This is a genomic window from Nocardia sp. NPDC046763 (assembly GCF_040645495.1).
In the GTDB taxonomy this organism is placed as follows: Bacteria; Actinomycetota; Actinomycetes; order Mycobacteriales; family Mycobacteriaceae; genus Nocardia.
The window spans coordinates 411,757-435,895 of record NZ_JBEYYI010000001.1 but is presented as its reverse complement, the minus strand read 5'-3'; the positions used below and the strand labels follow the sequence as shown (position 1 = coordinate 435,895).

Here is a 24,139-nt window from a genome sequence, read left to right as displayed (position 1 = left end):
CTCCCGAAAACTCATGCGCCGACGGAGGTTTCGAGGCGGGAGCCGGTGCGGCCGCGAATGACGTGCAGGCGGCTGGGGATGCGCTGGCGCATTTCGTCCACATGGCTCACCACCCCGACCACCCGGCCGCCGGAACGGAGCTCGTCCAGGACGCCCATCACGGCGTCGAGGGTGTCGGCGTCGAGGCTGCCGAAGCCCTCGTCGATGAAGAGGGTGTCCATGACCAGGCCGCCGGATTCGGCCGACACGACATCGGCCAGGCCGAGGGCCAGGGCCAGAGAGGCCATGAAGGTCTCGCCGCCGGAGAGGGTTTTGGCCGGACGGATTGCGCCGGTGTAGTCGTCGCGAATATCGAGGCCCAGGCCGCCGCGGCGGCCACGCGGGCCCGCGGCATCGGTGTGGACGAATTCGTAACGGCCGCCGGACATCCGGCGGAGCCGCACCGAACCGGCCAGCGCCACCTCTTCCAGGCGGGCGGCCAGCACGTACGAGCGCAGGGACATGCGGCGGTTGTTCTCGCCGCGGCCGGACACCACCTCGGCCAGGCGGGCCAGCTCGTCGTGGGAACGCTGGAGCGGAGCGATGCGATCGACGGCCGCCCACAGCTGTGCGCACAGGCCCTCCAGCTGGCCCAGTCGCCGGTCCGCTTCGGCATTCGCGGCGACGGCCCGGTTCAGCTCCGATTCCGCCTGCGCCACTGCGGTTTCCATCCCGCCGGGATCACCGGGTTCGACCTCCCCGACGGACTGGATCTCAGGTTCGGCGAGCACGGCCTCGGCGTGCGCGCGAGCCCGGTCGGCGGCCACCAGTTCGTCCTCGATGGCCGTCTGCTGCGCGACGGTCCGGGAGGCGGCGTCGACCGCGCGGGCGTACTCGCCCAGCACGCCGTAGTCCGGCCCGGACTCCCCCATCACCGACGGCGCGGAATCCACCAGACCCGCGTCGTAGGAGAGCTTTTCGACCCGGACGGCGGCCGCCGCGACCTGCTCGCGGGCGGTGGCCACCTCGACGCGCGCGGACCGCACCGCGGTGGCCTCCTCGACCAGCGCCGCCAGACGGGCCCGGCGGCGGTCGACCGTGCCGTCGGCGCCGGCGGCCGCGCGCAGCCGCTCGGTGAGTTCGGCCAGCCGCCGGTCGGTGGCGACGATCCGCTCCGTTGTTGCACTGGACCGGCTTTCACATTCCCGCACCTCGTCCTGCAGACGAGTCTGATCCGCGCGCAGCGTGCTCAATTCGGCGGTCAGCCCGTCCACGAGCCCCGCGATGCCCTTTGCCCCGGTGTACCGCCCGGTCGAATCGTCCAGTGCGGCGGCCAGTTCCGCCTTGTCCACATCACCGCCCCGCTCGACCAGCACCTCGACCGCCCGCTCCAGCTCGGCGACCAGCTGCCCGGCCCGCTCCCGCTCGGCCTCGGCCTTCCGCTCCGCGGCCAGCGCCGCGTCCTCGTCGGCCTTGGACACCACGTGCTCGGCGGGCCGCGCCGGATCCGGATGCGCGAGGGACCCACACACCGCGCACGGCTCACCGGCTGCCAGGCCCTCCGCCAGCTCCGCCGCCATCCCGGCCATGCGCTGCTCCCGCAGTGCCTGCGTACGCTGCCACGCCTCGGCGTGCCCGGTCCGCGCGCGCTCGAAAGCGGTTCCCGCCCCGGCCAGTTCACCGCGTCGCCGCTCCAGCTCCACCGCGGCGGCGGCCGAGGTACGCAACCGCTGGCACTCGGCCTCCAGTCCGGGCAGCGCGGCCGCCGCATCCGCGGCGCCCCGCAACCGGACCTCCACCGCCGCAACGGCTTCCGGCAGCTCCCGCAACCGCTGAGCCAGCTTGCTGGCCTGGGCATCCAGATCGGCCTGCTCGGTCCGCAACCCGGCCAGCTCGCGCGTCAGCCGAGTCGCCGAATCCGCATCCGCCCGAACCTCATCGAGCGCCCCCACCTGTGCGCTCCACCGCTGTACGGCCGCCTCGAGGCCCGAGGCACGGCCCTCGAGCATCGCCGGTCCAACGTCCGCACCCGGCCGGCGTTCCGGGGCCGAGTGGACATCAGGTGCGATACCGCCCGCACCACGGGTTCGCCCCGGATCACCGTCGGCCCAACGATCGCCGGAGCCGGCGAGCGACTCGACGCCGTTGCCGTCGTGTATCCGGTCACCGGGGCCGGAGTCCCCGGCGTCGAACGAGCCGGTGACGGTGAGATCTCCAGCGTGACCCGGGTCGGCGGCGATGTCATCGAGGTCGGCGGCAAGGTCGGTGCCGGTGAGTTCCACGGCCGCGAGATCGTCTGCGGCCCAGGTTGTTCCGGGGAGTTCCGCGCTGGCCGGTTCGAGGAGGCGATCGGCGAGTTGCTCGGCGGCGCGGGTGGCGTCGTCGGTGCGGCGGCGCAGGGTGACGGCGGCGGCGCGGGCCTCGGCCAGGGCGGCGGCGACGGGTTCGGCGCGGCGGGCCCGGTCGAGTTCGGACTGGCGCGCGGCGCGGTGGTCGGCGGTGGCGGCGAAGTCGGCCAGCTGGGTGTGGGCCGCGGTACTGCGGCGGAAGAGTTCGTGGCGGCGGCGCTCCGCCTCGGCGGCGGCGCGGACACCGGCCGAATCCTGCTGGCGCTGCCGCAGATCGGCGGCCGACTCGGTCACCAGGGTGCGGGCGGCGGCCAGCAGGGACCGCGACCAGCCGACCGACTCGAGGAGCCCGGCCGTCTCGGTAGTGGGCAGACCCGCGGCCGTGCCGACCTGGGCGATGAGACGGTCGATGCTGTGCTTGCGGGCATCCAGATCGGCGGAGCTCGCGCGGCGCTTGTCGACCAGCCACTGCTCGGCCGTGCCGAAACGCTCGGTGTCGAAGAGCTTTTCGAGCAGCTTCTCGCGATCCTCGTTGTCGGCGCGCAGGAATCGCGCGAAGTCACCCTGCGGCAGCAGCACGACCTGGAAGAACTGGTCGGCGCTCATGCCCAGCAGGCGCAGCACCTCGTCGCCGATATCGGGAATTCGGGACAGATTCTGGCCCCGCCCGTCCAGCCACTCCAGCGTGGCGGCCGCGTTCTCCTTCACCCAGCCCGACTTGGCGCGCTTGCTCGGGCGCTGGAATTCCGCCGACCGGTTCAGGCGCAGCCGCCGGCCACCGACCGTGGCCTCCAGCAGCACCCGGGGCGGCGTCTGCTCGTCGGCGTGGTCCGAATGCAGCCGCTTGATATCGCCACGCGCTCCCGGCACGCTCCCGTACAGCGCGAACGCGATGGCGTCCAGCACCGTGGTCTTCCCCGCCCCGGTCTGCCCGTGCAGCAGGAACAACCCGTCCGCACCGAGCTCGTCGAAGTCCACCACGGCCGTCTCGGCGAACGGCCCGAACGCGGTCAGCTCCAACCGATGCAGCCGCACGTAGCACCCCCTTCCCGCAACGCCACTCCCCATCCAACTACCCGGCACCCACCGCCCACCGCGGGACACGCCGAAACACTCAGCGCCCCAACGCTCATGCGGTCATCCCGCCGGCCACTTCGCCCGATTCGCCCGGCTCCAGCCCGAAGTCACCCAGATCGAACAAACCGAGCGCCGCATCGGCCTCCGCCGCATCCACCCCGCGCACCGACCCATCGAACCCGGCCGCACTCACCACCCGCGCCGCAACCTCGGCCCCGCCGCCTCCGACCGAGTCGGCACCGTCCGAGCCCACCGATCCACGTCCGGCGTCCGTACCCGGCGCATCGGCATCATCGAGCACGGCGACCAACGCGCCCGCCCCGGCCGGGGCGGCTGTGGCCGGAGCGGGAAGGCGTAGGGGGGCATCGGTTTCGCGGGTGGCGGCGGCGAGAGCGCGTTCGAGCCAGGTCATTTCGCCGGGGGTGGGGGTGCCGCGGACGTCGGAGAGAAAGCTCTGCGCTATCTCGGTGTCGCGGCGGCCGTGCACGCGTTCGCGGTAGCGGAGTTCCGGGTTACCTTCGGGGCGTTGCCATTCCACGTGGACGGCGTGCGGGAAACGCTCGCGGAGGCGGCGCAGCGCGTCCACCGGGCGCGCCTCGTCGGTGAGGGTGGCCGAGACATAGTGTGATTCGGCTTCGGCGTGCTCCGGCGCTTCCAGCAGGGATTCCAGGGGCCCGGTGAGTTGCGAGAGGCCGCGCACCACCGGGAGTTCGTGGCGCTGGACGGCGGACAGGCCCGCAACGTCGATGTCCACGATCCAGACCGCCTTGCGGTGCGAGCGCTCGCCGAACGAATACGGCAGCGGCGAACCCGAATACCGGACGGACTCCGACAGCGTCTGCGGCGAGTGCAGGTGACCGAGCGCCACATAGTCGATCCCGGCAAAGGCCGACAGCGGCACCGTCTCCACGCCCCCGACCGAAATGGACCGCTCCGACCCGGTGGCCTCGCCGCCCACCACGAAGGCATGCGCCAGCACCACCGACCGCGCCCCCGCCCGCCCGGCGAGATCGGCGCGCACCAGGCTCATGGCCGCGTCCAGGATCTCGGCGTGCGAACGCGCCTGCGGCACGCCCAATTCCGCCCGGGTGATCTCCGGCTCCAGATAGGGAATGCCGTAAAAGGCAATATCGCCGAATTCATCGGACAGCACGATCGGCCGCGCCACATCCGCGATCCGGCAGCGCAAATGCAATCCGCCCGCCGCCGCGAAACTGCCGAGCGCACCGAGCCGAGTCGGCGAGTCATGATTACCGGAGGTGGCGACAATGGTTGCCCCCGCCGCCCGAATTGCCTCGAATCCGCGATTACATACCGCAATCGCATCCGCACTGGGAATGGAACGGTCGTACACATCCCCGGGCAGCACGACCACATCCACGCCCTCGGCCGCCACCAATTCCGCCACGGCCCGCAGTGAGCACTCCTGATCGGCCAGCAGATCGACGCCATGAAAGGTGCGCCCGATATGCCAGTCGGAGGTGTGCAGGATCCGCATGCCGCAAGACGCTATTAGATCCCCCCGACAACCCGCGCGACACCCTCGCGAGTCGCGTCGAACACGCCGCGCGTATGCCAGGGCGACAACTGATTTCGCAACGGTCGGGGTAACTCACCGGGTACGCCCGGAATCGGGTCGGCACCCAGCCGCCGGCACGGACGGCCAACGGTCGACGGCTCCGAGCCGCCCGCTGAAGTGCCGGAGAGGCGGAATTGTCTCCGAGCGGCCCGCTGAAGCCCCGGAGAGACGGAACCGTCCCGACCCGCCGCTGAAGTCCCGGAGAGGCGGAATTGTCGGTGGTCTCCGGCACTATCTCTGGCCATGACCGCACCGATGCTGTTCGCGCTGCTGCTGGTGTTCGTATCGGGGCTGGCCCTGGGCTGGCTCGGGCATGCCGCGCGCGCGGGACAGCGGGCGGCGGTGGCCGAGGCTCGGCTGGCGGCCATGCGGGACAACGAGCAGCTGTTGCGGCAATCACTCGGCGCGGCCAGCGACGACGCGGCCCGGCGGCAGTCCCATGCCATCGGCGCGCTGGTCGATCCGCTGCGGGAGGCGGTCGGCAGCCTCGACCGCCACCTTCGCGAGGTCGAGCACAACCGCATCAACGCGTACTCCGGCCTGCGCGAACAGGTCGCGGGCATGCAGCGGATGTCACATCAGTTGTCCACGCAGACCGGTCAATTGGTGGCCGCGCTGTGCGCGCCCCAGGTGCGCGGCCGCTGGGGCGAGATCCAGCTCGAGCGCGTGGTCGAGCTGGCCGGCATGGCCCGGCACTGTGATTTCGACACCCAGGTCACCCAGCGCGGCGACACCGTGGTGCGCCCGGATCTGGTGGTGCGCCTGTCCGCCGGCCGTCAGATCGTGGTGGACGCCAAGGTGCCCTGCATCGCCTTCCTGGACGCCGCCGGCACCGAGGACCCGCGCGAGCGCGAGGGCCACCTGGCCCGCCACGCCCGGCATCTGCGCAACCACGTGGATCAGCTGGCGGCCAAGGAGTACTGGGCGGCCTTCGATCCCTCCCCCGAGTTCGTGGTCCTGTTCGTGCCCGGCGATCCGTTCCTGGACGCGGCCCTCACCACCGACTCCGGGTTGCTCGAGTACGCCTTCGGCCGCAATGTGGTCCTGGCGACGCCCACCACACTCATGGCCCTACTGCGCACGGTCGCGCTGGGCTGGCGGCAGGAGGCGCTGTCCGCGGATATGGCGGTGATCCAGCAGCTGGGCCGTGAGCTCTACACCCGGCTCGGCACCACCGGCCGCCACCTGGACCGGCTGGGCGCGCAGCTGGGCAAGGCGGTCGACGCCTACAACCACACCGTGGCGTCGGTGGAGTCGCGGGTCATGGTGACCGCCCGGAAGCTGCACGACCTGGAGATCGCCGACGCGCCGGTCCCCGAAGTCCGCAGGGTCGAGAGCTGGCCGCGCGCAGTCGGCTTCGCAGACGCGATGGATCGCGAAGGATGAGGTTGGACACATGAGCACGCCATTCAGAGCCCGGTCGGCAAGCACGCAGAGGTTCGCGGCGCAGGCGCGGGGCGGCGGAGCGCTCGTTCTGGACTGTGCTCCGCCTCCCCGCGCTTGGAGCGGGGGAGGGAAGCGGAGGAGTGGAGGAGGGAAGACCGAGACCTTCGCTCCACCTCCCCGCGCTTGCGCCGCGAACACGCCCGGAGCGGAGCGGAGAGCAAATTAGACAGAGCTTCCGCATACCCGCGTGATGTCGCCTGCCTCGCGAAACACCGATATGCCTTAGTGTGCTTGACGTGGCAGTTACCCAACGCGAGCGAACCGAGGTGCCCCCGTCGCACCGTTCGATCCTGCCGTCGGTTCCCGGCGTCCCGGCCGGAGCCGCGGTGCTGATCGCTGTGACGTGCACGTTCATCGGTCTCCTGATCGACGCTCAGAGCACGGGTACTCGACCACAGGGCAGCGAACTCACCGGTTCCTTCACCGCGCTGTACATCGCCGGATGTGTGGTGGCCGTGCTCGCGGTCCGCTACCGCGGACTGTTCACGACGCTCGTGCTGCCGCCGCTGCTGCTGTTCGTCGCGGTGCCGCTGGCCTACCAGTTCCTATTCGGGTCCGCCGGCAGTCTCAAGCTGAAGGACATCCTGCTGAATCTGGCCATCCCGCTGGTGAATCGGTTCCCCACCATGGCGCTGGCCACCGTGATCGCGCTGATCGTCGGCGCGATCCGCATCGTGCTGCACCACCGCGAGACCAAGGCCGGCGCGACCGGCGAACCGCGCAGGACCCGGGCCACCCGCCCCGGCAGCACCCGTGCCCAGCGCACCCGCTCCGCCGGCTCCAAGGACCCCGCCAGACGCCGCTCCCGGCCCGGCGCGGACACCGCCGAAGAAGGCGACACCCCCGACTCCGAGACGGCCCGGGCGCCCCGCCGCGCGGGTGCCCGGGTCGCGGCCGGGCCGCCGCGGGTAGGCACCGGCCGGCAGGCCGGCGAAGGCCGCCGCCGTCGCGCCCAGGATCCGGATCAGGTCGCCGCCGAGCGCACCCCGCCCGCCACTGAAGGCCGCCGTCGCGCCGCGCGCCCGGACCAGTCCGGCGCCGCCACCGCCGAGGGCCGCCGCCGGGCCCAGTACGCCGAGCAGCCGTCCCGCACCGGCGACCAGCCCGGCCCGGGCGAGCGCCGCGCCGCCCCGGCCGATCGCTCCCGGAACGGGGAGCGTCGCGCCACCCCGCCGGCACCGGAGGCCGCCCAGGGCGAGGGCCGCCGCCGTCACGCGCAGAGCCCCGAGCAGGCCGCGGGTCGCGGCGCCGAACGTCATGCCGCTCCCGAACGCAATCCGGCCCCCGCCGCCGAGGGTGGCCGCCGCCGCCGCGCGCAGCCGGGTGAACTGCCGCCGCACCCGCGTCCGAATGTGCGCTACCGCGAACGTGATTCGGGTCGCATCGAACGCTGAATCCCCGGCGACATTCGAGCGACTCGCACCGTAGATTTCCGGCAATCGGAAATTCGGCACGAAATAAGATCATCCGGACAGCAATTCGCGCCCTCCACAACGAATGTGGAGGGCGCGAATGCGTTCCAGAACGATTACTACGCGCGCGCGGTGCGAAGTTCGCGCGGCAGCGAGAAGACCAGCGTCTCATTGGCGGTCGTGACCGGAACCACCGCACCGAAACCGTGTTCGGCCAGCAATTCCAGCACGCCCTCCACGAGAATCTCCGGAACCGAGGCGCCGGAGGTGACGCCGACCGTGCGAATTCCCTCCAGCCAGGTGGCATCCACCTCGCGGGCATAGTCCACCAGGTGCGCGGCGCGGGCGCCGGCACTCAGCGCGACCTCCACCAGCCGGACCGAGTTGGACGAGTTCCGGGAGCCGACCACGATCACCAGATCGCATTCGGGAGCCATGGCCTTCACCGCGGTCTGGCGGTTGGAGGTGGCGTAGCAGATGTCGTCGCTCGGCGGATCCTGCAGCATGGGGAACTTCTGGCGCAGGCGGTTGACCGTCTCCATGGTCTCGTCCACCGACAGCGTGGTCTGGGAGAGCCAGATCACCTTGTTCTCGTCGCGCACGGTGACCGAGTCGACGGCGTCGGGGCCGTCCACCAGCTGCACGTGATCGGGCGCCTCACCGGCGGTGCCCTCGACCTCCTCGTGACCCTCGTGGCCGATGAGCAGGATGTCGAAGTCGTCGCGGGCGAAGCGCTTGGCCTCCTGGTGCACCTTGGTGACCAGCGGGCAGGTGGCGTCGATGGTGTGCAGGTTGCGCCGGGCGGCGGACTCGTGGACGGCCGGGGAGACGCCGTGGGCGGAGAACACCACGAGCGCGCCCTCGGGCACCTCCTCGGTCTGGTCGACGAAGACCACACCGCGCTCGCGCAGCGTTTCCACCACGTGCCGGTTGTGCACGATTTCCTTGCGGACGTAGATGGGCGCGCCGTGCTTTTCGAGCGCCTTCTCCACCGTTTCGACCGCTCGGTCCACACCGGCGCAGTAGCCGCGCGGTTCGGCGAGCAGTACTCGCTTCTCTTGTGGGCCCTGTGGCGCGTCGGCAGCAACCGCCGCGGACCCGACGATTCCGACGTTCAAAGGGATAGCCGAGGACATGCCCCACAGAATACGTGTGCGCTCCGGTGCGCATTCGCGCGGAGGTCAGGGTCACAATCACTTTTCACGGCTTTTCGCCTTTGCATCACACGGCGTTTCGGGCAGGCTAGGGGCATGTTCCGACCTCCGTTCCTGGCCCGGGTCGCCGCCGGGGCCGCCGTCTATGCTCTCGAGGAAACTCGTCGGCTACCGACGACCGCGATCAATTTCCCGATCACCGCGATCAGCCAGGTGCTGCAGACCACCATGCACCTCCAGCAGTTCGTGACCAGCCTTGCTCTCAAGGGCGACGCTGTTTTCGACCGTTTGCTCAACCAGCCCGAAGAACAGCCCGCCTGGGCCACCTTCGATGAGGACGAGGCAGACGAGCAAACTCCGAGCTTCGCCGGCGAATCGGGACGGCAGAGCCGTTTCGACCTCTTCACCGAGCCGGACCCGGCCGTCGCGGAGCCTGCCCCGGCCGTGGTGGAGCCGGTCGCGGCCCCCGAACCGGTCGCGGTCGAGACCGAACCGGTGCCCGCCGAATCGGCCGCGCAGGAGGCAGCCGAACCGGAGGTCACCGAGACCGACTCGCCCGCAACGGCTTCCAAGGCGGCCACCAACGGCCACAACACCGGCGCCGTCGCCGAGCCCGAAGTGGCGGCCCGCTTCGACTATTCCGCCATGACCATTGCCCAGCTTCGCGCCCGCCTGCGCCAGCTGACCGTCGATGACCTCGCGGCTCTCCTCGCCTACGAGCAGGAGACGCTCGACCGCGCCCCGTTCGTCACCATGCTGACCAACCGCATCGCGACCGTACAGGCGAAGTGAACCCGACTCTCGGGAGCTTTCAGGGGTTTCGCCCCTGAAACCCCTCGAGACTGCGGGCTCCGCTCCGGACCCCGGCACAAACGTCGGGCATCGGCCCCGGAACTCCGCCACCATCACATCGGCGGTCCTCGACCAGCGCCGGCCGCTCGGGCTACCACCCGGGTGGTCGGCGTTTCTTTTCACCGGCGATTCGCGCGCCGGGGCAGCGCGCGAATCCCGTGTCGGCGGGCAGTGCGTGCCGGGCGTCGGTGGGCACTGACAGAATCGTGCGGTGAGCACCGATACGACGCCGCGGCCGCCGAGCTCGTCCGCCGAGAACCCGATGCCGGTGCGGACCGTCGCGGTGAAGGTGGCGCAGTGGATCGACCGGCTGGGGGCGGTCTGGGTGGAGGGGCAGATCACCCAGATGAATGTGCGGCCGGGGACGCGGACGGCTTTTCTGGTGCTGCGGGATACGGCGGCGGACATGTCACTGTCGGTGACCTGTGATCCGGAGCTGCTGCGTAATTCGGCGGTGCCGCTGCAGGAGGGCAGCCGGGTCGTCGTGTACGGCAAGCTGTCGTTCTTCACCGGGCGGGGCACGGTGTCGTTGCGGGTCACCGAGATTCGGCCGGTGGGCATCGGCGAGCTGCTGGCCCGCATCGAGCGCTTGAAGGCGCTGCTGTCGGCGGAGGGCCTGTTCGATCCGCGGCTCAAGCGCCCGATCCCGTTCCTGCCCAATCGGATCGGCCTGATCACCGGCCGCGCCAGCGCCGCCGAGCACGATGTGGTGACGGTGGCCACGCAGCGCTGGCCGGCGGTGCGTTTCGAGATACGCAATACCGCCGTGCAGGGCCCGACCGCGGTGCCGCAGATCCTGGAGGCCGTCGCCGCGCTCGACGCGAATCCCGAGGTGGATGTGATCGTGCTGGCGCGCGGCGGCGGCAGCGTCGAGGATCTGCTGCCGTTCTCCGATGAAACCCTGTGCCGCGCCATCGTTTCCGCCAAAACACCGATCGTGAGCGCCATCGGCCACGAGCCGGACAATCCGATCTCGGACTATGTCGCCGACCTGCGGGCCGCCACCCCCACCGACGCCGCCAAGCGCATCGTTCCCGACGCTGCCGCCGAAACCGCGCTGCTGCAGGAACTTCGGTCCCGTGCGAACGCGGCCCTACGCGGCTGGGTGGACCGCGAGGCCCGCGCCCTGACCCAATTACGTTCCCGCCCGGTGCTGGCCGACCCGCTACGTCTGCTCGATCAGCGCCACGACGAGGTGGAGCGGCTGCGCGCCGGCGCCCAGCGGGCCGTGGACCACCTGCTGAACGGTGAGTTCACCACCACCCGGCACCTGCGCGAAAAACTCTCCGCGGTGGGCCCGGCCGCCACCCTGGCCCGCGGTTACGCCGTGGTGCAGCGGGTGAACGGCAAGGACCGCGAGGTGGTCCGCGCCATCGAGGACTCCCCGCCCGGCACCCAGCTCCGCATCCGGGTGGCCGACGGCGCCATCTCCGCCGCAGCCCTCGGCGCCCAATCCCTGGCTCCCCGCCCGACTCGGAAGGACACGGCGTGAGCGGTCAGGCCCGGAAGCGGCAGCGAAGCGTAACCATGGAGCGCCCCGCCCACGCCAGAAAGGACACCGTATGACCGACGACGAACGCGCCGAGATCGCCACCTTCGGCTATGAGCGCGCCCGCGATGAACTGGTCAATGTCGTCAAGATGCTCGAGCAGGGCGGCATGGATCTCGACGACTCGCTGGCCCTGTGGGAGCGCGGCGAGGCCCTCGCCTCCCGCTGTGAGCAGCATCTGGCCGGCGCCCGCAAGCGCGTCGAGGACGCCCTCGCCCACCGCACCCAGCAGGAGTGACCGCTAGGCGACGACCGTGCCCTGGTGGAAAACGATCTGCCAGTCCGGGCCGACGCGCCGCCAGACGGTCGCGCGCCGGCTGACCCGGTCCAGCCGGCGCAGTAGATAGGTCAGCAGGTAGAGGTCGGGAGCCAGTTCTTGGCACCGGAATTCGCTGGTCTCCCAGACGTCCTCCGACGGTGTCCGCTGTCGCTCGGCCAGTACCTCGAGCACGAGGTCGCGGTCGTAGCGCTGCCCGGACGCGCCGATCTCCCAGAATTCGTCGGCGACCATGGCCGCGAAGTCCACGCCATGCTCGGGGCGGTGGAAGATCGGCTCCCGCCAGCGCAATTCGTCGAGAACGTTCATGTCCTCATCGCAGCGGATGCCCGCGCCCCGGTCGAGCGATTTACGAAATCAGCTGCGTGGCAGCGGCTGCGCCTGGCCGATGGCGGTGGCGAGGGTGCCGAAGGCGGCGGCATTGCCGGCGCCCTTGATGAGCACACGGACGTCGCCGAAGTCACTGATCCACGCGGGCTCGGAGCCGGGCTCGGCGTAGACGCTCCACATGTGGTCGCCGTAGCGCTGGGTTCCGGTCCCGGTCTTGGTGGGCGCGTACTTCTTGGCGAGGGCGTCGACGGTCGCGTTCGACTGCGTCAGCTGCATGTATGTGCCCTGAGGGGTGATGAATCCGACAGTGCTGGTGTCACCGCCACCCGTCCCGGCGATGGTGTCGTGGCTGCCCGAGTTCGGAGTCCATTTGTCCGGATCTGTGTCCGGCAGGGCCGGCAGGCGGATCGGGAAGGACAGGTGGCGCGCGTCGTCGGTGAGCGCGGCCTTCGCATCGAAGTTCGGAATGTTGCCCTGGGTCGGACCGCCGGTGGAGAACGAGCACTGGCTCGCGATCCCGGCGATGACCAGGCAGATCAGCACCAGCGGAGCGAGCGACCAGATCAGGTCCTTGTAGTCGTTCTGACTGCGCGGCTTTTGGTACGACACGCACTCAGTATCCACGGGACGCGGGTGCGACCGAGCTCACGGTCTCGGGAAACGTAAGTACGTGCCGGGGGCCGCAAACCGCAATGCGACAATTTACCCAGCTTTTAGACAACAAGGAGGCTCTCGTCATGACCGCATCCAGCCGCCGCGAGGCACCGGACCGCAACCTAGCGCTCGAGTTGGTCCGGGTCACCGAGGCCGGCGCCATGGCCGCTGGCCGCTGGGTCGGCCGTGGTGACAAGGAGGGCGGCGACGGTGCGGCCGTGGACGCCATGCGGCAGCTGGTCGCGACGGTCTCCATGCGCGGCATCGTGGTGATCGGTGAGGGCGAGAAGGACGAAGCGCCCATGCTGTACAACGGCGAGCTGGTCGGCGACGGCACCGGCGCGGAACTGGATTTCGCGGTCGACCCGATCGACGGCACCACCCTGATGTCGAAGGGTTCCCCGGGCGCGATCTCCGTGCTGGCGGTCGCCGAGCGCGGCGCCATGTTCGATCCCTCGGCCGTGTTCTACATGGAGAAGATCGCCGTCGGCCCCGACGCCGCCGATGTGATCGACCTATCGGCCCCGATCGCGGAGAACCTACGCCGGGTCGCCAAGGCCAAGAACTCCTCGGTCTCCGACCTGACCGTGTGCATCCTGGACCGCCCCCGCCACGCCGAGCACATGAAGGCCGTGCGCGACGCGGGCGCCCGTATCCGCCTCATCTCCGACGGCGACGTGGCCGGCGCCATCGCCTGTGCCCGTCCGGAGTCCGGCGTCGACATGCTGATCGGCATCGGCGGTACCCCCGAGGGCATCATCGCCGCGGCCGCCATGCGCTGCCTGGGCGGCGCGCTGCAGGGCAAGTTGGCCCCCAAGGACGACGCCGAGCGCCAGAAGGCCATCGACGCCGGCCACGATCTGGACCGCATCCTGAACACCACGGACCTGGTCTCCGGTGAGGACGTCTTCTTCAGCGCCACCGGCGTCACCGACGGCGACCTGCTCAAGGGCGTCCGCTACTACGGTGGCGGCGCGTACACCCAGTCCATCGTCATGCGCGCCAAGTCCGGCACCATCCGCATGGTCGACGCCTATCACCGGCTGACCAAGCTGCGCGAGTACGCGTCGGTGGACTTCGTCGGCGACGAGCACGCCACCCCGCCGCTCCCCTGATCCGAGCGAAACAGCTTGCCGCCCCGGTGGATCCGTCCACCGGGGCGGCGCTGTCTCCGGGGGCCGGCGGCGATGTCCTATTCCCGCAGGCGCTGTGCGGATTCCCTCAGGCGTGGCACCCCCACGGGGTGCGCGGCGGGCATAGGGTCGGGTTCATGAGCGAGGAGACGCAGTACCGCATCGAACACGACACCATGGGCGAGGTCCGCGTCCCCGTCGACGCGCTGTGGCGGGCGCAGACCCAGCGGGCGGTGGAGAACTTCCCGATCAGCGGGCGCGGCCTGGAGCGCGCGCAGATTCGCGCACTCGGTCTGCTGAAGGCTGCCTGCGCGGCCGTGAATCGCGATCTGGGTCTGCTGGACAAGGCCAAGGCCGACGCCATCATCGCGGCGGCGGCAGAAATCGCCGACGGCCGCCACGACGACCAGTTCCCGATCGATGTCTTCCAGACCGGTTCGGGCACCAGCTCGAACATGAACGCCAACGAGGTGATCGCGAGCATCTCCGCCCGCGACGGCGTCACCGTGCACCCCAACGACGACGTGAACATGTCGCAGTCGTCCAATGACACCTTCCCCACCGCAACGCATCTCGCGGCCACCGAGGCCGTGATCAAGGATCTGGTCCCGGCCCTGGATCATCTGCGGCTGGCGCTGCTGGACAAGTCCCAGGAGTGGAAGTACGTGGTCAAGTCGGGCCGTACCCACCTGATGGACGCGGTCCCGGTCACCCTGGGCCAGGAGTTCGGCGGCTACACCCGGCAGGTGAGCGCGGGCATCGAGCGCCTGCTGGCCACCCTGCCCCGGGTGGGCGAGCTGGCCATCGGCGGCACCGCGGTCGGCACCGGATTGAACGCGCCGGCCGGTTTCGGCGCGAAAGTCGTTGCGGAGCTGTCCCGGGTGACCGATCTGGATCACCTGTCGGAAGCCCTCGATCACTTCGAGGCGCAGGCCGCCCGCGATGGCCTGGTGGAGTTGTCCGGTGCGCTGCGCACGGTCGCGATCAGCCTGACCAAGATCGCCAACGATATTCGCTGGATGGGTTCGGGCCCACTCACCGGCCTGGCCGAGCTGCAGCTGCCGGACCTGCAGCCGGGTTCCTCGATCATGCCGGGCAAGGTGAATCCGGTACTGCCGGAAGCGGTTACGCAGGTGGCCGCGCAGGTCATCGGCAATGATGCCGCGATCGCCTGGGGCGGCGGCAACGGCGCATTCGAATTGAACGTCTACATTCCGATGATGGCCCGCAATGTGCTGGAGTCGATTCGCCTGCTGGCCAATGTCTCCCGCCTGTTCGCCGACAAATGCATCAGCGGCCTGGTCGCCGATGTGGACCGGCTGCGGCGGCTGGCGGAATCCTCGCCGTCGATCGTGACCCCGTTGAATTCCGCCATCGGTTACGAGGAGGCCGCGGCGGTTGCCAAACAGGCGCTGAAGGAGCACAAGACGATCCGGCAGACGGTCATCGATCGCGGTTTGATCGGCGACAAGCTCTCGGTCGAGGAGCTGGATCGCCGGCTGGATGTGCTCTCCATGGCGCAGGTGGATGGAAAGAACGAATAAGGCGTCGCACTCGGCGTGCGGCTCAGCGGGTGTGGCGGTGGCTGCCACACCCACGCCAGGGGTTCAAGCGGCCCCGACCATGTCCGGGTAGTTCTTCAGATCGATGTCGTTCTTGGCGTTCTCGGCGTACTTCGCCATCATCTTGAAGCCGCGCGAACGCACGAACCAATTGCGAAGGCGCAGACCGCGTGCGGTCCGGGGCGCCAGGAATCGGCCCGGGCTCGCATCGTCGGACTTGCGCAGCAGACGCTTCATGACCTCCTCGTAGCGAGCGAATGCCACCGTGTGATCGCCGTCGGCCGCGGCCAATTCACCGGCCAGCACATAGGCCCCGACAATCGCCGAACCGGTGCCGAATCCATTCAGGGTGTGACCATGCGCGGAGTCGCCGACCAGCGCCACCCGACCCGACGTGAAATGCTGCATCGATACCTTGGCGATGGCGTCCAGGTAGAAGCCGTCCAGGCGCGGGAGTTCGGCCAGCATGCGCGGCACCTCCCAGCCCATTCCGGCGAAATGATCGGCGACGATGCGGCGTTGCGCATCGAAATCGTCACGCGAGTAATCGATTTCGGGCGAGGCGAACAGGTACATCTGCGCGGCCTTGTTACCGCCCGTCATGGCGAGCCGGCCCGGGGTATTGCAGCCGAGGGACCTGGCGCGGGACCGATTCCCTTCCGGCATGTCCTCCCAGACCGAGGCTCCCGCGATGGCGTAGTAGTAGCCGTCGTGCGTGACGAAGTCCGCCTCCGGCCCGAAGGCCAGCTTCCGCACCCGTGAATGGATGCCGTCGCAGCCGAAGACCAGATCGAAGACTCGCGCGGGCGCGTTCTCGAATTCGACGTAAACCCCGTCGCCGGTCTCCCGCAGCGCGGTGACGGTGTCGCCGAAGAGGTATTCGCACTCCCCCGCGGTCCGGCTGTAGAGGATCTGGGCGAGGTCGCCGCGCAGGATCTCGATATCGCCGCCGAGGAACTCCCCGGCCAGCACGGCCTGCTCGACGCCGTTCTGGTCGACCAGCACCCAGTCGGTCTTGCCGGTCTGCCGCCGCTTGATGTCGTCCAGCACGCCCATGCGCTCGAGCACGGTCATGTGGGTCTGGCCGGTGAAGTCGATGGCCTGGCCGCCGGCGCGCAGTGCGGGCGATTTCTCGACCACGGTCACCCGGAAACCGTAGCGGTGCAGCCAGTAGGCGAGGGCGGGACCGGCGACGCTGGCTCCGGAGATGAGGACGGTGGTGTTGCGCATGGCGGTGACTCCTTCGATAACTGCGTCCCTCGGACGCCGTTGGTGTCAAAAGCGTACGATGGACGCAGTTTCACGTCAAGCCCGGAATCCGGAAGGATGGCGACCATGCCGGCACCGACCACCCTCGAACTGCTCTGGGGCTCCCCCGACCGCCCTCGGCGCGGGCCCAAGCCGTCCCTCACGCTGGAGCGCATCGTCGCCGAGGCCATCGACCTCGCCGACGCCGAAGGACTGGCCAACCTGTCCATGGCCCGGCTGGCCGAACGCCTCGGCTGCGCCAAGATGGCGCTGTACCGCTACCTCCCCGGCAAGACCGAGCTCATCGCGGTCATGCTGGACACCGCCATCGGCGTGCCACCGGAAAACACCACTGCCTCTTCGGATTCCGATCCCGAACCCTGGCGCACCTATCTACGCCCGTGGACCGAGACCTTCTTCACCCGCGCCGTCGCACACCCCTGGGGGAACGAAGCGGCCACCGGCGTCCGCCCGATGGGCCCGAATGAGCTGGCCTGGCTCGATTCGGCCGTCGGCGCGCTGGACGGCACCGGCCTGACCGCGGCCGAGTGTTTCGACACCGTCGTGCTGCTACTGGGTCACGCCCGCGGCATCGCCCAGCAGACCGCTACGGCGGGTGAGGATCTGGAGGGCGAACTGGCCCGGGAGCTCGGCGCGGTGCTGTCGGCGCAGGCACAGCGCTTTCCGCACGCCGCGGCCGCCTTCGCCGAGACCATGTCCGGCAGCGCGGCCGAGACCGGTCGCGACAATGCCCTCACCTTCGGCATCGACCGCATCCTGGACGGCCTGGCCGCGCTCATCGCGACCCGCGTGTAGCCGCCGCGAACGGACACAACGGTAGTTGCCGCGGATATCTGTGCCATGGCCCGGTTTCGGCCTACGCTCGGCTCATGCCAGAGCTACCCGAGCTGAAACAGGATCCGGTCACCACGGTGCGCGAGTTCTTCGCGGCAATGGAAATGAAGATCGTCGGCGAAGCCCTGGAGCTGGTCGATCCCGGCATCGTCTGGAAGAACACCTCGCTCCCCGACATCCGCGGCGTGGATCGCGTGCGCTGGGTCTTGAATCTGCTCAACAGCCCCCGCTACGGCTTCCGCGCCGACATGCATCACATCGCCGCCACCGAGGACGGCACGGTGCTCACCGAACGCACCGACTATCTGCGCATGGGCCCGGTCGAGATCTCGTTCTGGGTCTGCGGCACCTTCGAGTTCCGTGACGGCCGCATCACGCTGTGGCACGACCACTTCAGCTGGGAGAACTTCCTGCGCGGCACGGTCACCGGCGTCGTGCGCGCACTCCTTCCCCGCTGAGCCGACTCCCCCGGCAGAAAGCACGACGCCCGCCACGTTTTCGCGGCGGGCGTCGGCATCGAACCGCGCACTGGGCACGGGATCAGGTTCTGCGGGACAGGGAAACGCTCAGGGACGCAGGTGGGCCAGTTCGGCGCGCGCCTTCTCGCCTTCCTCACCGAAGTCGGTGCGGGTGAAGATCTTCCACTGCTCGAGCAGGGGCGTGAAGACCAGTGCGGCTTCGTTAGCGCGGTCGTAGATGCCGGCCTCGGCGAGGACCTCGTCGCTGGTGCGGCCGTCCGCGAGCTGCACCACCGGGACGTGGAAGTCGGCGATGCGGTCGGCGATGGCGCGCACGGTCTGGTCGGGGGCCAGGTCGAGCGCGGCGCCGACCAGGTTGGCGAAGAAGACGGCCTGCAGTTCGTCGTCGGCGGCCAGCCGGTCGGCGATGGTCGCGACCATGACATTGTCGGCCAGGCGCGCGGTGGTGCGGTGCCGGACGGCGGCCGCGGTCTCTTCCAGCGCCCAGGCGGCCAGCACATCGGGCAGGTGCATGGCGGGGCGGCGGAAACCGGTGGTCATGTGCGCCATGCGCATCCGCTCCAGCGCGACCGGGTCGACGGCGCGGGTGACCATCAGGTAGTTGCGGATGAGGATCTCGTGCCGGTTCTCCTCCGCGGTCCAGCGGCCGACCCAGCGCCACCACGGTCCGCTGCGCAGGTACTTGCCGACCTCGCGGTGGTAGGCGGGCAGGTTGTCGGCGATCAGCACGCCCACCGTGAGCGCGGTCTTGTCGACCTCGCCGAGGTCGGATTGCGCCGGTTCCCAATCGGTTCCGCCGAGGAACTGGAAATTGCGGCCGTCGTCCCACGGCACATAGTCGTGGGGCTGCCACTCGGGGGCGGCGGCGATGTGCCGCCCGAGGTTGGTCTCCACCTCTGCCGCGAGCGATTCCAGCAGTTCCCGATCGGAGAAAACGTTCTGCACGCGAACAACCTAGCGGCATCGGGGCAAACGTGGGGGTCCTTCGGGCGGTATTCGAATCCGCTATGGCCGCAGCCGGGTCCGGGACGCCGTCACCGGGCGGCCCGGACCGGCCGGGCTACTTCTCGGTGACCGTGGTCTCGTTGTCCACCCAGGCGATGGAGCCACCGCTGAAATCGCTCTGCTTGCCGCCGGTGATGTCGTATTCGTCGCTGGCCGGGTAGCCGAGCTTGCCGCTCGCGCCGCCCTGGTCGTCCCACGCCTTGCGGATCTCACCCCACACCACATGGGTGCCCAGGGTCGGGCTGGAGTAGATTGCGCCGCCGTTGAATTCCTGCACCATGCCGCCGTCGGGCGCGTCCTGGGCAGGGCCGGTGGGCATGCCGAGAGTGCCGGTGGCGCCGCCCATCTGGTTGTACTTCTCGAGAATGCCGCCGACGACGGTGATCTCGGCGCCATCGCGGGTGGCCATCTTGGTTTCGGCGGCGTGGGTGTCGCCGGCCGGCGCGGCCGCGGTGGTGGTCGAGGTCGTTGACGACGCTGAGTTCTTGTCGTCGTCCTTGCTGCAGCCCGCGCCGAGTGCGGTGACGACCGCAAGCGCCGCGATGATGCCAGCCGTGCGTCGTACGAAGTGGTGCATTTTCCATCCTCCCGCGAATCCTGACCGACAACTCGGTTACGATCCGGCGAATCGGACAGCACTCACCGAAGGGGGATCCGAGCTGGAATTACAGCGAAACGTACCCCACAACATGTGAGTTCACACACATGCCAAAGAATTGCCCGGCCGGAGGCGCGTCGCTCTCCGACCGGGCAGAACCTAACTACCGGGCGTCAGGAATTGGGCCCGAATTCCTCCAGCATCTCGGTGACCAGCGCCGCGATCGGCGACCGCTCACTGCGGGTCAGGGTGACGTGCGCGAACAACGGGTGCCCCTTGAGCTTTTCGATCACGGCGGCCACGCCGTCGTGCCGGCCCACGCGCAGGTTGTCGCGCTGTGCGACGTCGTGGGTGAGCACCACCCGCGACCCGCTGCCCAACCGGCTCAGCACCGTGAGCAGCACATTGCGTTCCAGCGACTGCGCCTCGTCCACGATCACGAAGGAGTCGTGCAGCGAGCGCCCGCGAATGTGGGTGAGCGGCAGCACCTCCAGCATGCCGCGCGCCTGCACCTCCTCCATCACCTCCGGGCTGGCCAGCCCATCGAGGGTGTCGAAGACGGCCTGCGCCCACGGCCCCATCTTCTCGGTCTCGGAGCCCGGCAGATAGCCGAGCTCCTGTCCGCCCACCGCGTAGAGCGGCCGGAACACCACCACCTTCCGATGCGAGCGGCGCTCCAGCACCGCTTCGAGCCCGGCGGTCAGCGCCAGCGCGGATTTGCCGGTGCCGGCCCGCCCACCGAGGGAGACGATGCCGACGCTCTCGTCGAGCAGCAGATCCAGCGCGATGCGCTGTTCGGCCGAGCGCCCGTGCAGCCCGAAAGCCTCGCGATCACCCCGCACCAGTTGCACCCGCTTGTCCGGCGTCACCCGCGCCAGCGCGCTGCCGCGCGGGCTGAGCATCCGAATTCCGGTGTGGCAGGGCATGTCCCGAGCCTCGTCGAGATCGATGACGCTGTCGGAGTAGAGCTTGTCGACGGTGCCGGTGGCGACCTCCAGTTCCACCATGCCGGTCCAGCCGGAGGTGACGACGTCCTGCGCGTGGTACTCGTCGGCCCGCAGGCCGACCGCGCCGGCCTTGACGCGCAGCGGAATGTCCTTGGACACCAGCACGACTCGCTGCCCTTCCGCGGCCAGGTTGAGCGCGCAGGCCAGGATGCGGGAATCGTTGGTGTCCGTGCGGAATCCGACGGGCAATACGGTTGGGTCGGTGTGGTTCAACTCCACCTGGAGTGTCCCGCCCTGGGTGCCGACCGACACCCGCTGATCGAGCCGACCGTGTGCCAGACGCATGTCGTCCAGCATGCGCAGTGCCTCGCGAGCGAACCAGCCGAGTTCGTGGTGATGACGTTTGGCCTCGAGCTCACTGATCACCACCAGCGGCAGCACCACATGGTGCTCGCCGAAGCGGGTCAGCGCCCAGGGGTCGGACAACAACACCGACGTGTCGACTACGAATGTTTTCGCCGGTCCGGAATCGGCCGACTGCGAGGCGTGAACTCCCGGTGTCGTGGTCAGCGGGCTCTGGTCAGAGCCGGCGTCCCTGCTGGGAGCGTTGACGGAGCGTGCATCAGTCACGGTGGGCTCCTTTGCCACTCGCGCGACACCGCGCGAGCGTTCTCGCTGGGCCGGTCAGCCTTGGGGTCGTACGACCCGAGGGCCGGGTGCCGGCCCCCTCGCACTGAGTTGCTCAGTCACGATCAGGACCTCCCGTACGAGCCACACCTACGCGGCCCGCACTCCCGACGCTACCGCCGAAATCGCGATCCGGCTTCCGGACTGCGGGGCGCATTGGTGAAGATCGCGTTAACGCGAGTCCGCTCTGTGTGTTTCATCCAATTCATCCAGCAGCACGGGAACATGGCTGTGCTCCGCCTCTTTGGTGGCCGTGACCAGCGTCAACGGGGCGGTTGCGGCCTCCGACCGCAGGCGCGCCAGCCCCTCCTGCGCTGCGTCCGCACCGAGCTCGATCCGATACCTGCGCTCGAACTCGGCGCGGCGTGTCTCCGGTGCGGCGTGATACCACCTCCGCAGCTCGTTCGACGGCGTCACGTCCTTGGCCCATTCGTCTATGGCCGCTTGCTGTTTGCTGATGCCGCGCGGCCAGAGCCGGTCCACCAACACCCGGCGGCCGTCGTCCGCATCGGGATCGTCGTACACCCGCTTGACCCGGTACCTGGGTTGCTGTGTCATGCCCTCCATTACAGTCGATGTCATGGCCGAAACTGCGGATCTGGCAACGCTGCCCACCAAGGAATTGCACGACCGCGCCGTGAAGCTGGCAGCCCGGCGCGGCGACATCAAGTTCCTGTGGCAACTGCTCAAAGCGATTCCCGGCGCCGAGGTCGCGGCCGGCAATCAGGGCGAGGGCGAGGTCGACATCTGGAACACCGCCGCCCTGCTCGACGACTACTTCCACGCCGGCGAGGGCAAGGTCGGCGAGGCGCTGCGCCCGATGTATCTGGACTACCTGAGCAAACACGCCTGAATCAGGAACCGTCGGGCGTGCCGGGCAATCCCGTCGGCACGGCACGCACGACGGACTCGAGGCCGAATCACCTGCACCGCTTGGCAATTCTCGATTCCGAGGCGCCGACTCTCAGCCCCGGCGTCACGCCCGCCCCGCCGGCGTGGTGGTGGCGGCCGCGCGGACCTAGACTCCGATCATGACCACCGACGCCACCCCGGAACTGGTCGTCTACCGCCGCCCGGGTTGCCCCTACTGCTCCCGCATGCGCCGAGTGCTCAATCGCCACGGCATCGTCCACCGCGAGATCGACATCTGGCAGGACCAGGAGGCGGCCGCCTTCGTCCGCTCGGTGGCCGACGGCAACGAGACCGTCCCCACGGTCGTCCTGCGGGACGGCGACTCCGAACGGAACTGGGTGAACCCGCATCCCAAGCAGCTGATCGCCACCGTGACCGCGGACGCTCCGAGCCTCACGGGCGGCCCGCGCAAGTTCTGGTCGTTCTAGCCGGGAAACATTGGCGGGCAACGAGTCTCGCCGCGACGAAGAAGGCCCGCCGCGATCGTCGGACCGCGGCGGGCTCTCGGTGGTCTCGGCGGGCGTCAGCCCAGCAGGCGCCAGTCCTCCAGGCCGTCGTACAGCGGGAAGTCCTGCGCCAGCGTGGAAACGCGCTGACGCAGCGAGTCCAGGTCGGCGGAGCCGGTGAGGGCGGCGGCGATGATGTCGGCGACCTCGGTGAACTGCTCGTCGCCGAAGCCGCGGGTGGCCAGCGCCGGGGTGCCGATGCGCAGGCCGGAGGTGACCATCGGCGGGCGCGGGTCGAACGGAACGGCGTTGCGGTTCACGGTGATTCCGATTTCGTGCAGCAGATCCTCGCCCTGCTGGCCGTCCAGCTGCGAGTTGCGCAGGTCCACCAGCACCAGGTGCACGTCGGTGCCGCCGGTGAGCACGGTGATGCCCTTGGCCTTGGCGTCGGGCGCGGTCAGGCGCTCGGCGAGGATCTTGGCGCCGGAGATGGTGCGCTCCTGGCGCTCCTTGAACTCCGCGCTGCCGGCGATCTTGAAGGCCACGGCCTTGGCGGCGATGGCGTGCATGAGCGGGCCGCCCTGCTGACCCGGGAAGACCGCGGAGTTCAGCTTCTTGGCGAACTCCTGCTTGGCCAGGATCAGGCCGGAGCGGGGGCCGCCCAGGGTCTTGTGCACGGTCGAGGACACCACGTCCGCGTGCGGTACCGGCGACGGGTGCAGCCCGGCCGCAACCAGACCGGCGAAGTGCGCCATGTCGACCCACAGGTAGGCGCCGACCTCGTCCGCGATCTCACGGAAGGCGGCGAAGTCCAGGTGCCGGGGGTACGCCGACCAGCCGGCCACGATCACCTTCGGGCGGGTGTCGCGGGCGATCTTGCGCACCTCGTCCATGTCGACGCGGTGGTCTTCCTTGGCGACGCCGTAGGCGTGCACCTCGTACAGCTTGCCGGAGAAGTTCAGGCGCATGCCGTGGGTGAGGTGACCGCCGTGCGCCAGATCCAGGCCCAGCAGCTTCTCGCCCGGGTTCATCAGCGCCATCAGCACCGCGGCATTGGCCTGCGCGCCCGAATGCGGCTGGACATTGGCGAATTCCGCGCCGAACAGCTCCTTGACGCGGGCGCGGGCCAGATCCTCGACGATGTCGACGTTCTCGCAGCCGCCGTAGTAGCGGCGACCCGGGTAGCCCTCGGCGTACTTGTTGGTGAGCACGCTGCCCTGCGCCTGCAGCACCGCGCGCGGCACGAAGTTCTCCGAGGCGATCATCTCGAGGGTGTCGCGCTGGCGAGCGAGTTCGCCGCCCATCGCGGACGCGACCTCGGGATCGAGTTCGGCGAGGGACTGGCTGTTGACGGAGGCGCTCGTCTGGGTCACGCCGCCGAGTCTATTGGCCGCTTCCGCCGCGCCGATCCGGGGGTTCTCTGTGTCGTTCATCGCGCACCTCCGTTGTCCGGGTACCCCGAATACGGTTCGGGGATCGCCAGGCACCCAGGCGCGCGGTGCCGGACTTCGGTGCTTCCCGGTGGTTGCTTCCACCTCGAGTGCGCCAGTCGCGGTTCGCCCATCCTATCCGCCGGTCGGCCGGAATGATCCGCCGCCTGCCGTGCCGAG

General features: G+C 69.6%; 21 protein-coding genes and 1 pseudogene. 11 read left to right on the top strand and 11 right to left on the bottom strand.

From position 1 onward, the window contains the following. Nucleotides 1-11 precede the first annotated feature (11 nt). Entirely contained in the window at nucleotides 12-3,362 is a 3,351-nt protein-coding gene (locus ABZ909_RS02055; RefSeq protein WP_356995741.1) for an SMC family ATPase, read from the bottom strand. 421 nt (nucleotides 3,363-3,783) lie between these two features. Then, a pseudogene (locus tag ABZ909_RS02050) lies at nucleotides 3,784-4,902 on the bottom strand (exonuclease SbcCD subunit D); the annotation flags it as partial. Between the two features lie 324 nt (nucleotides 4,903-5,226). Here ABZ909_RS02050 and ABZ909_RS02045 point away from each other — a divergent pair. Further along, a complete protein-coding gene (locus tag ABZ909_RS02045; protein ID WP_356995740.1) occupies nucleotides 5,227-6,369 on the top strand; it encodes a DNA recombination protein RmuC in 1,143 nt (380 codons plus the stop codon). Between the two features lie 296 nt (nucleotides 6,370-6,665). Then, a complete protein-coding gene (locus tag ABZ909_RS02040) occupies nucleotides 6,666-7,823 on the top strand; it encodes a DUF6542 domain-containing protein (RefSeq protein ID WP_356995739.1) in 1,158 nt (385 codons plus the stop codon). A 137-nt stretch (nucleotides 7,824-7,960) separates the two neighbouring features. Here the strand turns inward: ABZ909_RS02040 and ABZ909_RS02035 are convergent, their stop codons facing one another. Continuing rightward, nucleotides 7,961-8,977, bottom strand: coding sequence for a 4-hydroxy-3-methylbut-2-enyl diphosphate reductase (locus tag ABZ909_RS02035; RefSeq protein ID WP_356995738.1), 1,017 nt, complete (start codon nucleotides 8,975-8,977; stop codon nucleotides 7,961-7,963). Between the two features lie 114 nt (nucleotides 8,978-9,091). Here ABZ909_RS02035 and ABZ909_RS02030 point away from each other — a divergent pair, with 114 nt between their 5' ends. The 3 genes from ABZ909_RS02030 to ABZ909_RS02020 all read left to right on the top strand — a co-directional run bounded on the left by ABZ909_RS02030 (nucleotide 9,092) and on the right by ABZ909_RS02020 (nucleotide 11,634). Continuing rightward, nucleotides 9,092-9,787: a lipid droplet-associated protein gene (locus tag ABZ909_RS02030; protein WP_356995737.1), complete on the top strand. Its 696-nt coding sequence runs from the start codon at nucleotides 9,092-9,094 to the stop codon at nucleotides 9,785-9,787. Nucleotides 9,788-10,109: 322 nt separating this feature from the next. Then, on the top strand, nucleotides 10,110-11,339 hold the full coding sequence (xseA, locus tag ABZ909_RS02025) for an exodeoxyribonuclease VII large subunit (protein WP_356995909.1): 1,230 nt from the start codon (nucleotides 10,110-10,112) through the stop codon (nucleotides 11,337-11,339). A gap of 70 nt (nucleotides 11,340-11,409) precedes the next feature. Next, a complete protein-coding gene (locus tag ABZ909_RS02020) occupies nucleotides 11,410-11,634 on the top strand; it encodes an exodeoxyribonuclease VII small subunit (RefSeq protein WP_040861248.1) in 225 nt (74 codons plus the stop codon). A gap of 3 nt (nucleotides 11,635-11,637) precedes the next feature. On the opposite strand, the gene ABZ909_RS02015 is transcribed toward ABZ909_RS02020, so the two are convergent. Continuing rightward, entirely contained in the window at nucleotides 11,638-11,982 is a 345-nt protein-coding gene (locus ABZ909_RS02015; RefSeq protein ID WP_356995736.1) for a DUF4440 domain-containing protein, read from the bottom strand. Nucleotides 11,983-12,030: 48 nt separating this feature from the next. Then, nucleotides 12,031-12,612 (bottom strand): DUF4245 domain-containing protein, encoded by a 582-nt coding sequence (locus ABZ909_RS02010; protein ID WP_356995735.1) that lies wholly within the window; start codon nucleotides 12,610-12,612, stop codon nucleotides 12,031-12,033. A 128-nt stretch (nucleotides 12,613-12,740) separates the two neighbouring features. Here ABZ909_RS02010 and glpX point away from each other — a divergent pair, with 128 nt between their 5' ends. Further along, nucleotides 12,741-13,772 carry a class II fructose-bisphosphatase gene (glpX, locus tag ABZ909_RS02005; RefSeq protein ID WP_356995734.1) on the top strand — a complete coding sequence of 344 codons (1,032 nt, stop codon included), beginning with the start codon at nucleotides 12,741-12,743 and terminating at the stop codon, nucleotides 13,770-13,772. 155 nt (nucleotides 13,773-13,927) lie between these two features. Beyond that, on the top strand, nucleotides 13,928-15,334 hold the full coding sequence (locus tag ABZ909_RS02000) for a class II fumarate hydratase (RefSeq protein WP_356995733.1): 1,407 nt from the start codon (nucleotides 13,928-13,930) through the stop codon (nucleotides 15,332-15,334). 63 nt (nucleotides 15,335-15,397) lie between these two features. On the opposite strand, the gene ABZ909_RS01995 is transcribed toward ABZ909_RS02000, so the two are convergent. After that, nucleotides 15,398-16,582 carry an FAD-dependent monooxygenase gene (locus ABZ909_RS01995; protein WP_356995732.1) on the bottom strand — a complete coding sequence of 395 codons (1,185 nt, stop codon included), beginning with the start codon at nucleotides 16,580-16,582 and terminating at the stop codon, nucleotides 15,398-15,400. 105 nt (nucleotides 16,583-16,687) lie between these two features. Here ABZ909_RS01995 and ABZ909_RS01990 point away from each other — a divergent pair, with 105 nt between their 5' ends. Both ABZ909_RS01990 and ABZ909_RS01985 read left to right on the top strand, forming a co-directional pair. Further along, nucleotides 16,688-17,416 carry a TetR/AcrR family transcriptional regulator gene (locus ABZ909_RS01990; RefSeq protein ID WP_356995731.1) on the top strand — a complete coding sequence of 243 codons (729 nt, stop codon included), beginning with the start codon at nucleotides 16,688-16,690 and terminating at the stop codon, nucleotides 17,414-17,416. Between the two features lie 74 nt (nucleotides 17,417-17,490). Further along, the gene (locus ABZ909_RS01985) at nucleotides 17,491-17,913 is read left to right on the top strand and encodes a limonene-1,2-epoxide hydrolase family protein (protein WP_356995730.1); all 423 of its coding nucleotides are present in this window, start codon (nucleotides 17,491-17,493) and stop codon (nucleotides 17,911-17,913) included. A 108-nt stretch (nucleotides 17,914-18,021) separates the two neighbouring features. On the opposite strand, the gene ABZ909_RS01980 is transcribed toward ABZ909_RS01985, so the two are convergent. From ABZ909_RS01980 to ABZ909_RS01965, 4 genes are all read right to left on the bottom strand, one after another. After that, nucleotides 18,022-18,879, bottom strand: a complete 858-nt coding sequence (locus tag ABZ909_RS01980) for an acyl-ACP desaturase (protein ID WP_356995729.1) — start codon at nucleotides 18,877-18,879, stop codon at nucleotides 18,022-18,024. 115 nt (nucleotides 18,880-18,994) lie between these two features. Then, on the bottom strand, nucleotides 18,995-19,516 hold the full coding sequence (locus ABZ909_RS01975) for an esterase (RefSeq protein WP_356995728.1): 522 nt from the start codon (nucleotides 19,514-19,516) through the stop codon (nucleotides 18,995-18,997). A 194-nt stretch (nucleotides 19,517-19,710) separates the two neighbouring features. Beyond that, complete coding sequence (locus ABZ909_RS01970; RefSeq protein ID WP_356995908.1) at nucleotides 19,711-21,054, bottom strand: PhoH family protein; 1,344 nt, start codon at nucleotides 21,052-21,054, stop codon at nucleotides 19,711-19,713. A 288-nt stretch (nucleotides 21,055-21,342) separates the two neighbouring features. Next, a complete protein-coding gene (locus ABZ909_RS01965) occupies nucleotides 21,343-21,729 on the bottom strand; it encodes a DUF488 family protein (protein WP_356995727.1) in 387 nt (128 codons plus the stop codon). A gap of 22 nt (nucleotides 21,730-21,751) precedes the next feature. Between ABZ909_RS01965 and ABZ909_RS01960 the strand changes: the two genes are divergently transcribed. Then, nucleotides 21,752-22,024, top strand: coding sequence for a hypothetical protein (locus ABZ909_RS01960; protein WP_356995726.1), 273 nt, complete (start codon nucleotides 21,752-21,754; stop codon nucleotides 22,022-22,024). A 178-nt stretch (nucleotides 22,025-22,202) separates the two neighbouring features. Beyond that, complete coding sequence (locus ABZ909_RS01955) at nucleotides 22,203-22,511, top strand: glutaredoxin domain-containing protein (RefSeq protein WP_356995725.1); 309 nt, start codon at nucleotides 22,203-22,205, stop codon at nucleotides 22,509-22,511. A gap of 95 nt (nucleotides 22,512-22,606) precedes the next feature. Here the strand turns inward: ABZ909_RS01955 and glyA are convergent, their stop codons facing one another. After that, on the bottom strand, nucleotides 22,607-23,902 hold the full coding sequence (gene glyA, locus ABZ909_RS01950) for a serine hydroxymethyltransferase (RefSeq protein WP_354833434.1): 1,296 nt from the start codon (nucleotides 23,900-23,902) through the stop codon (nucleotides 22,607-22,609). Between the last annotated feature and the right edge of the window lie 237 nt (nucleotides 23,903-24,139).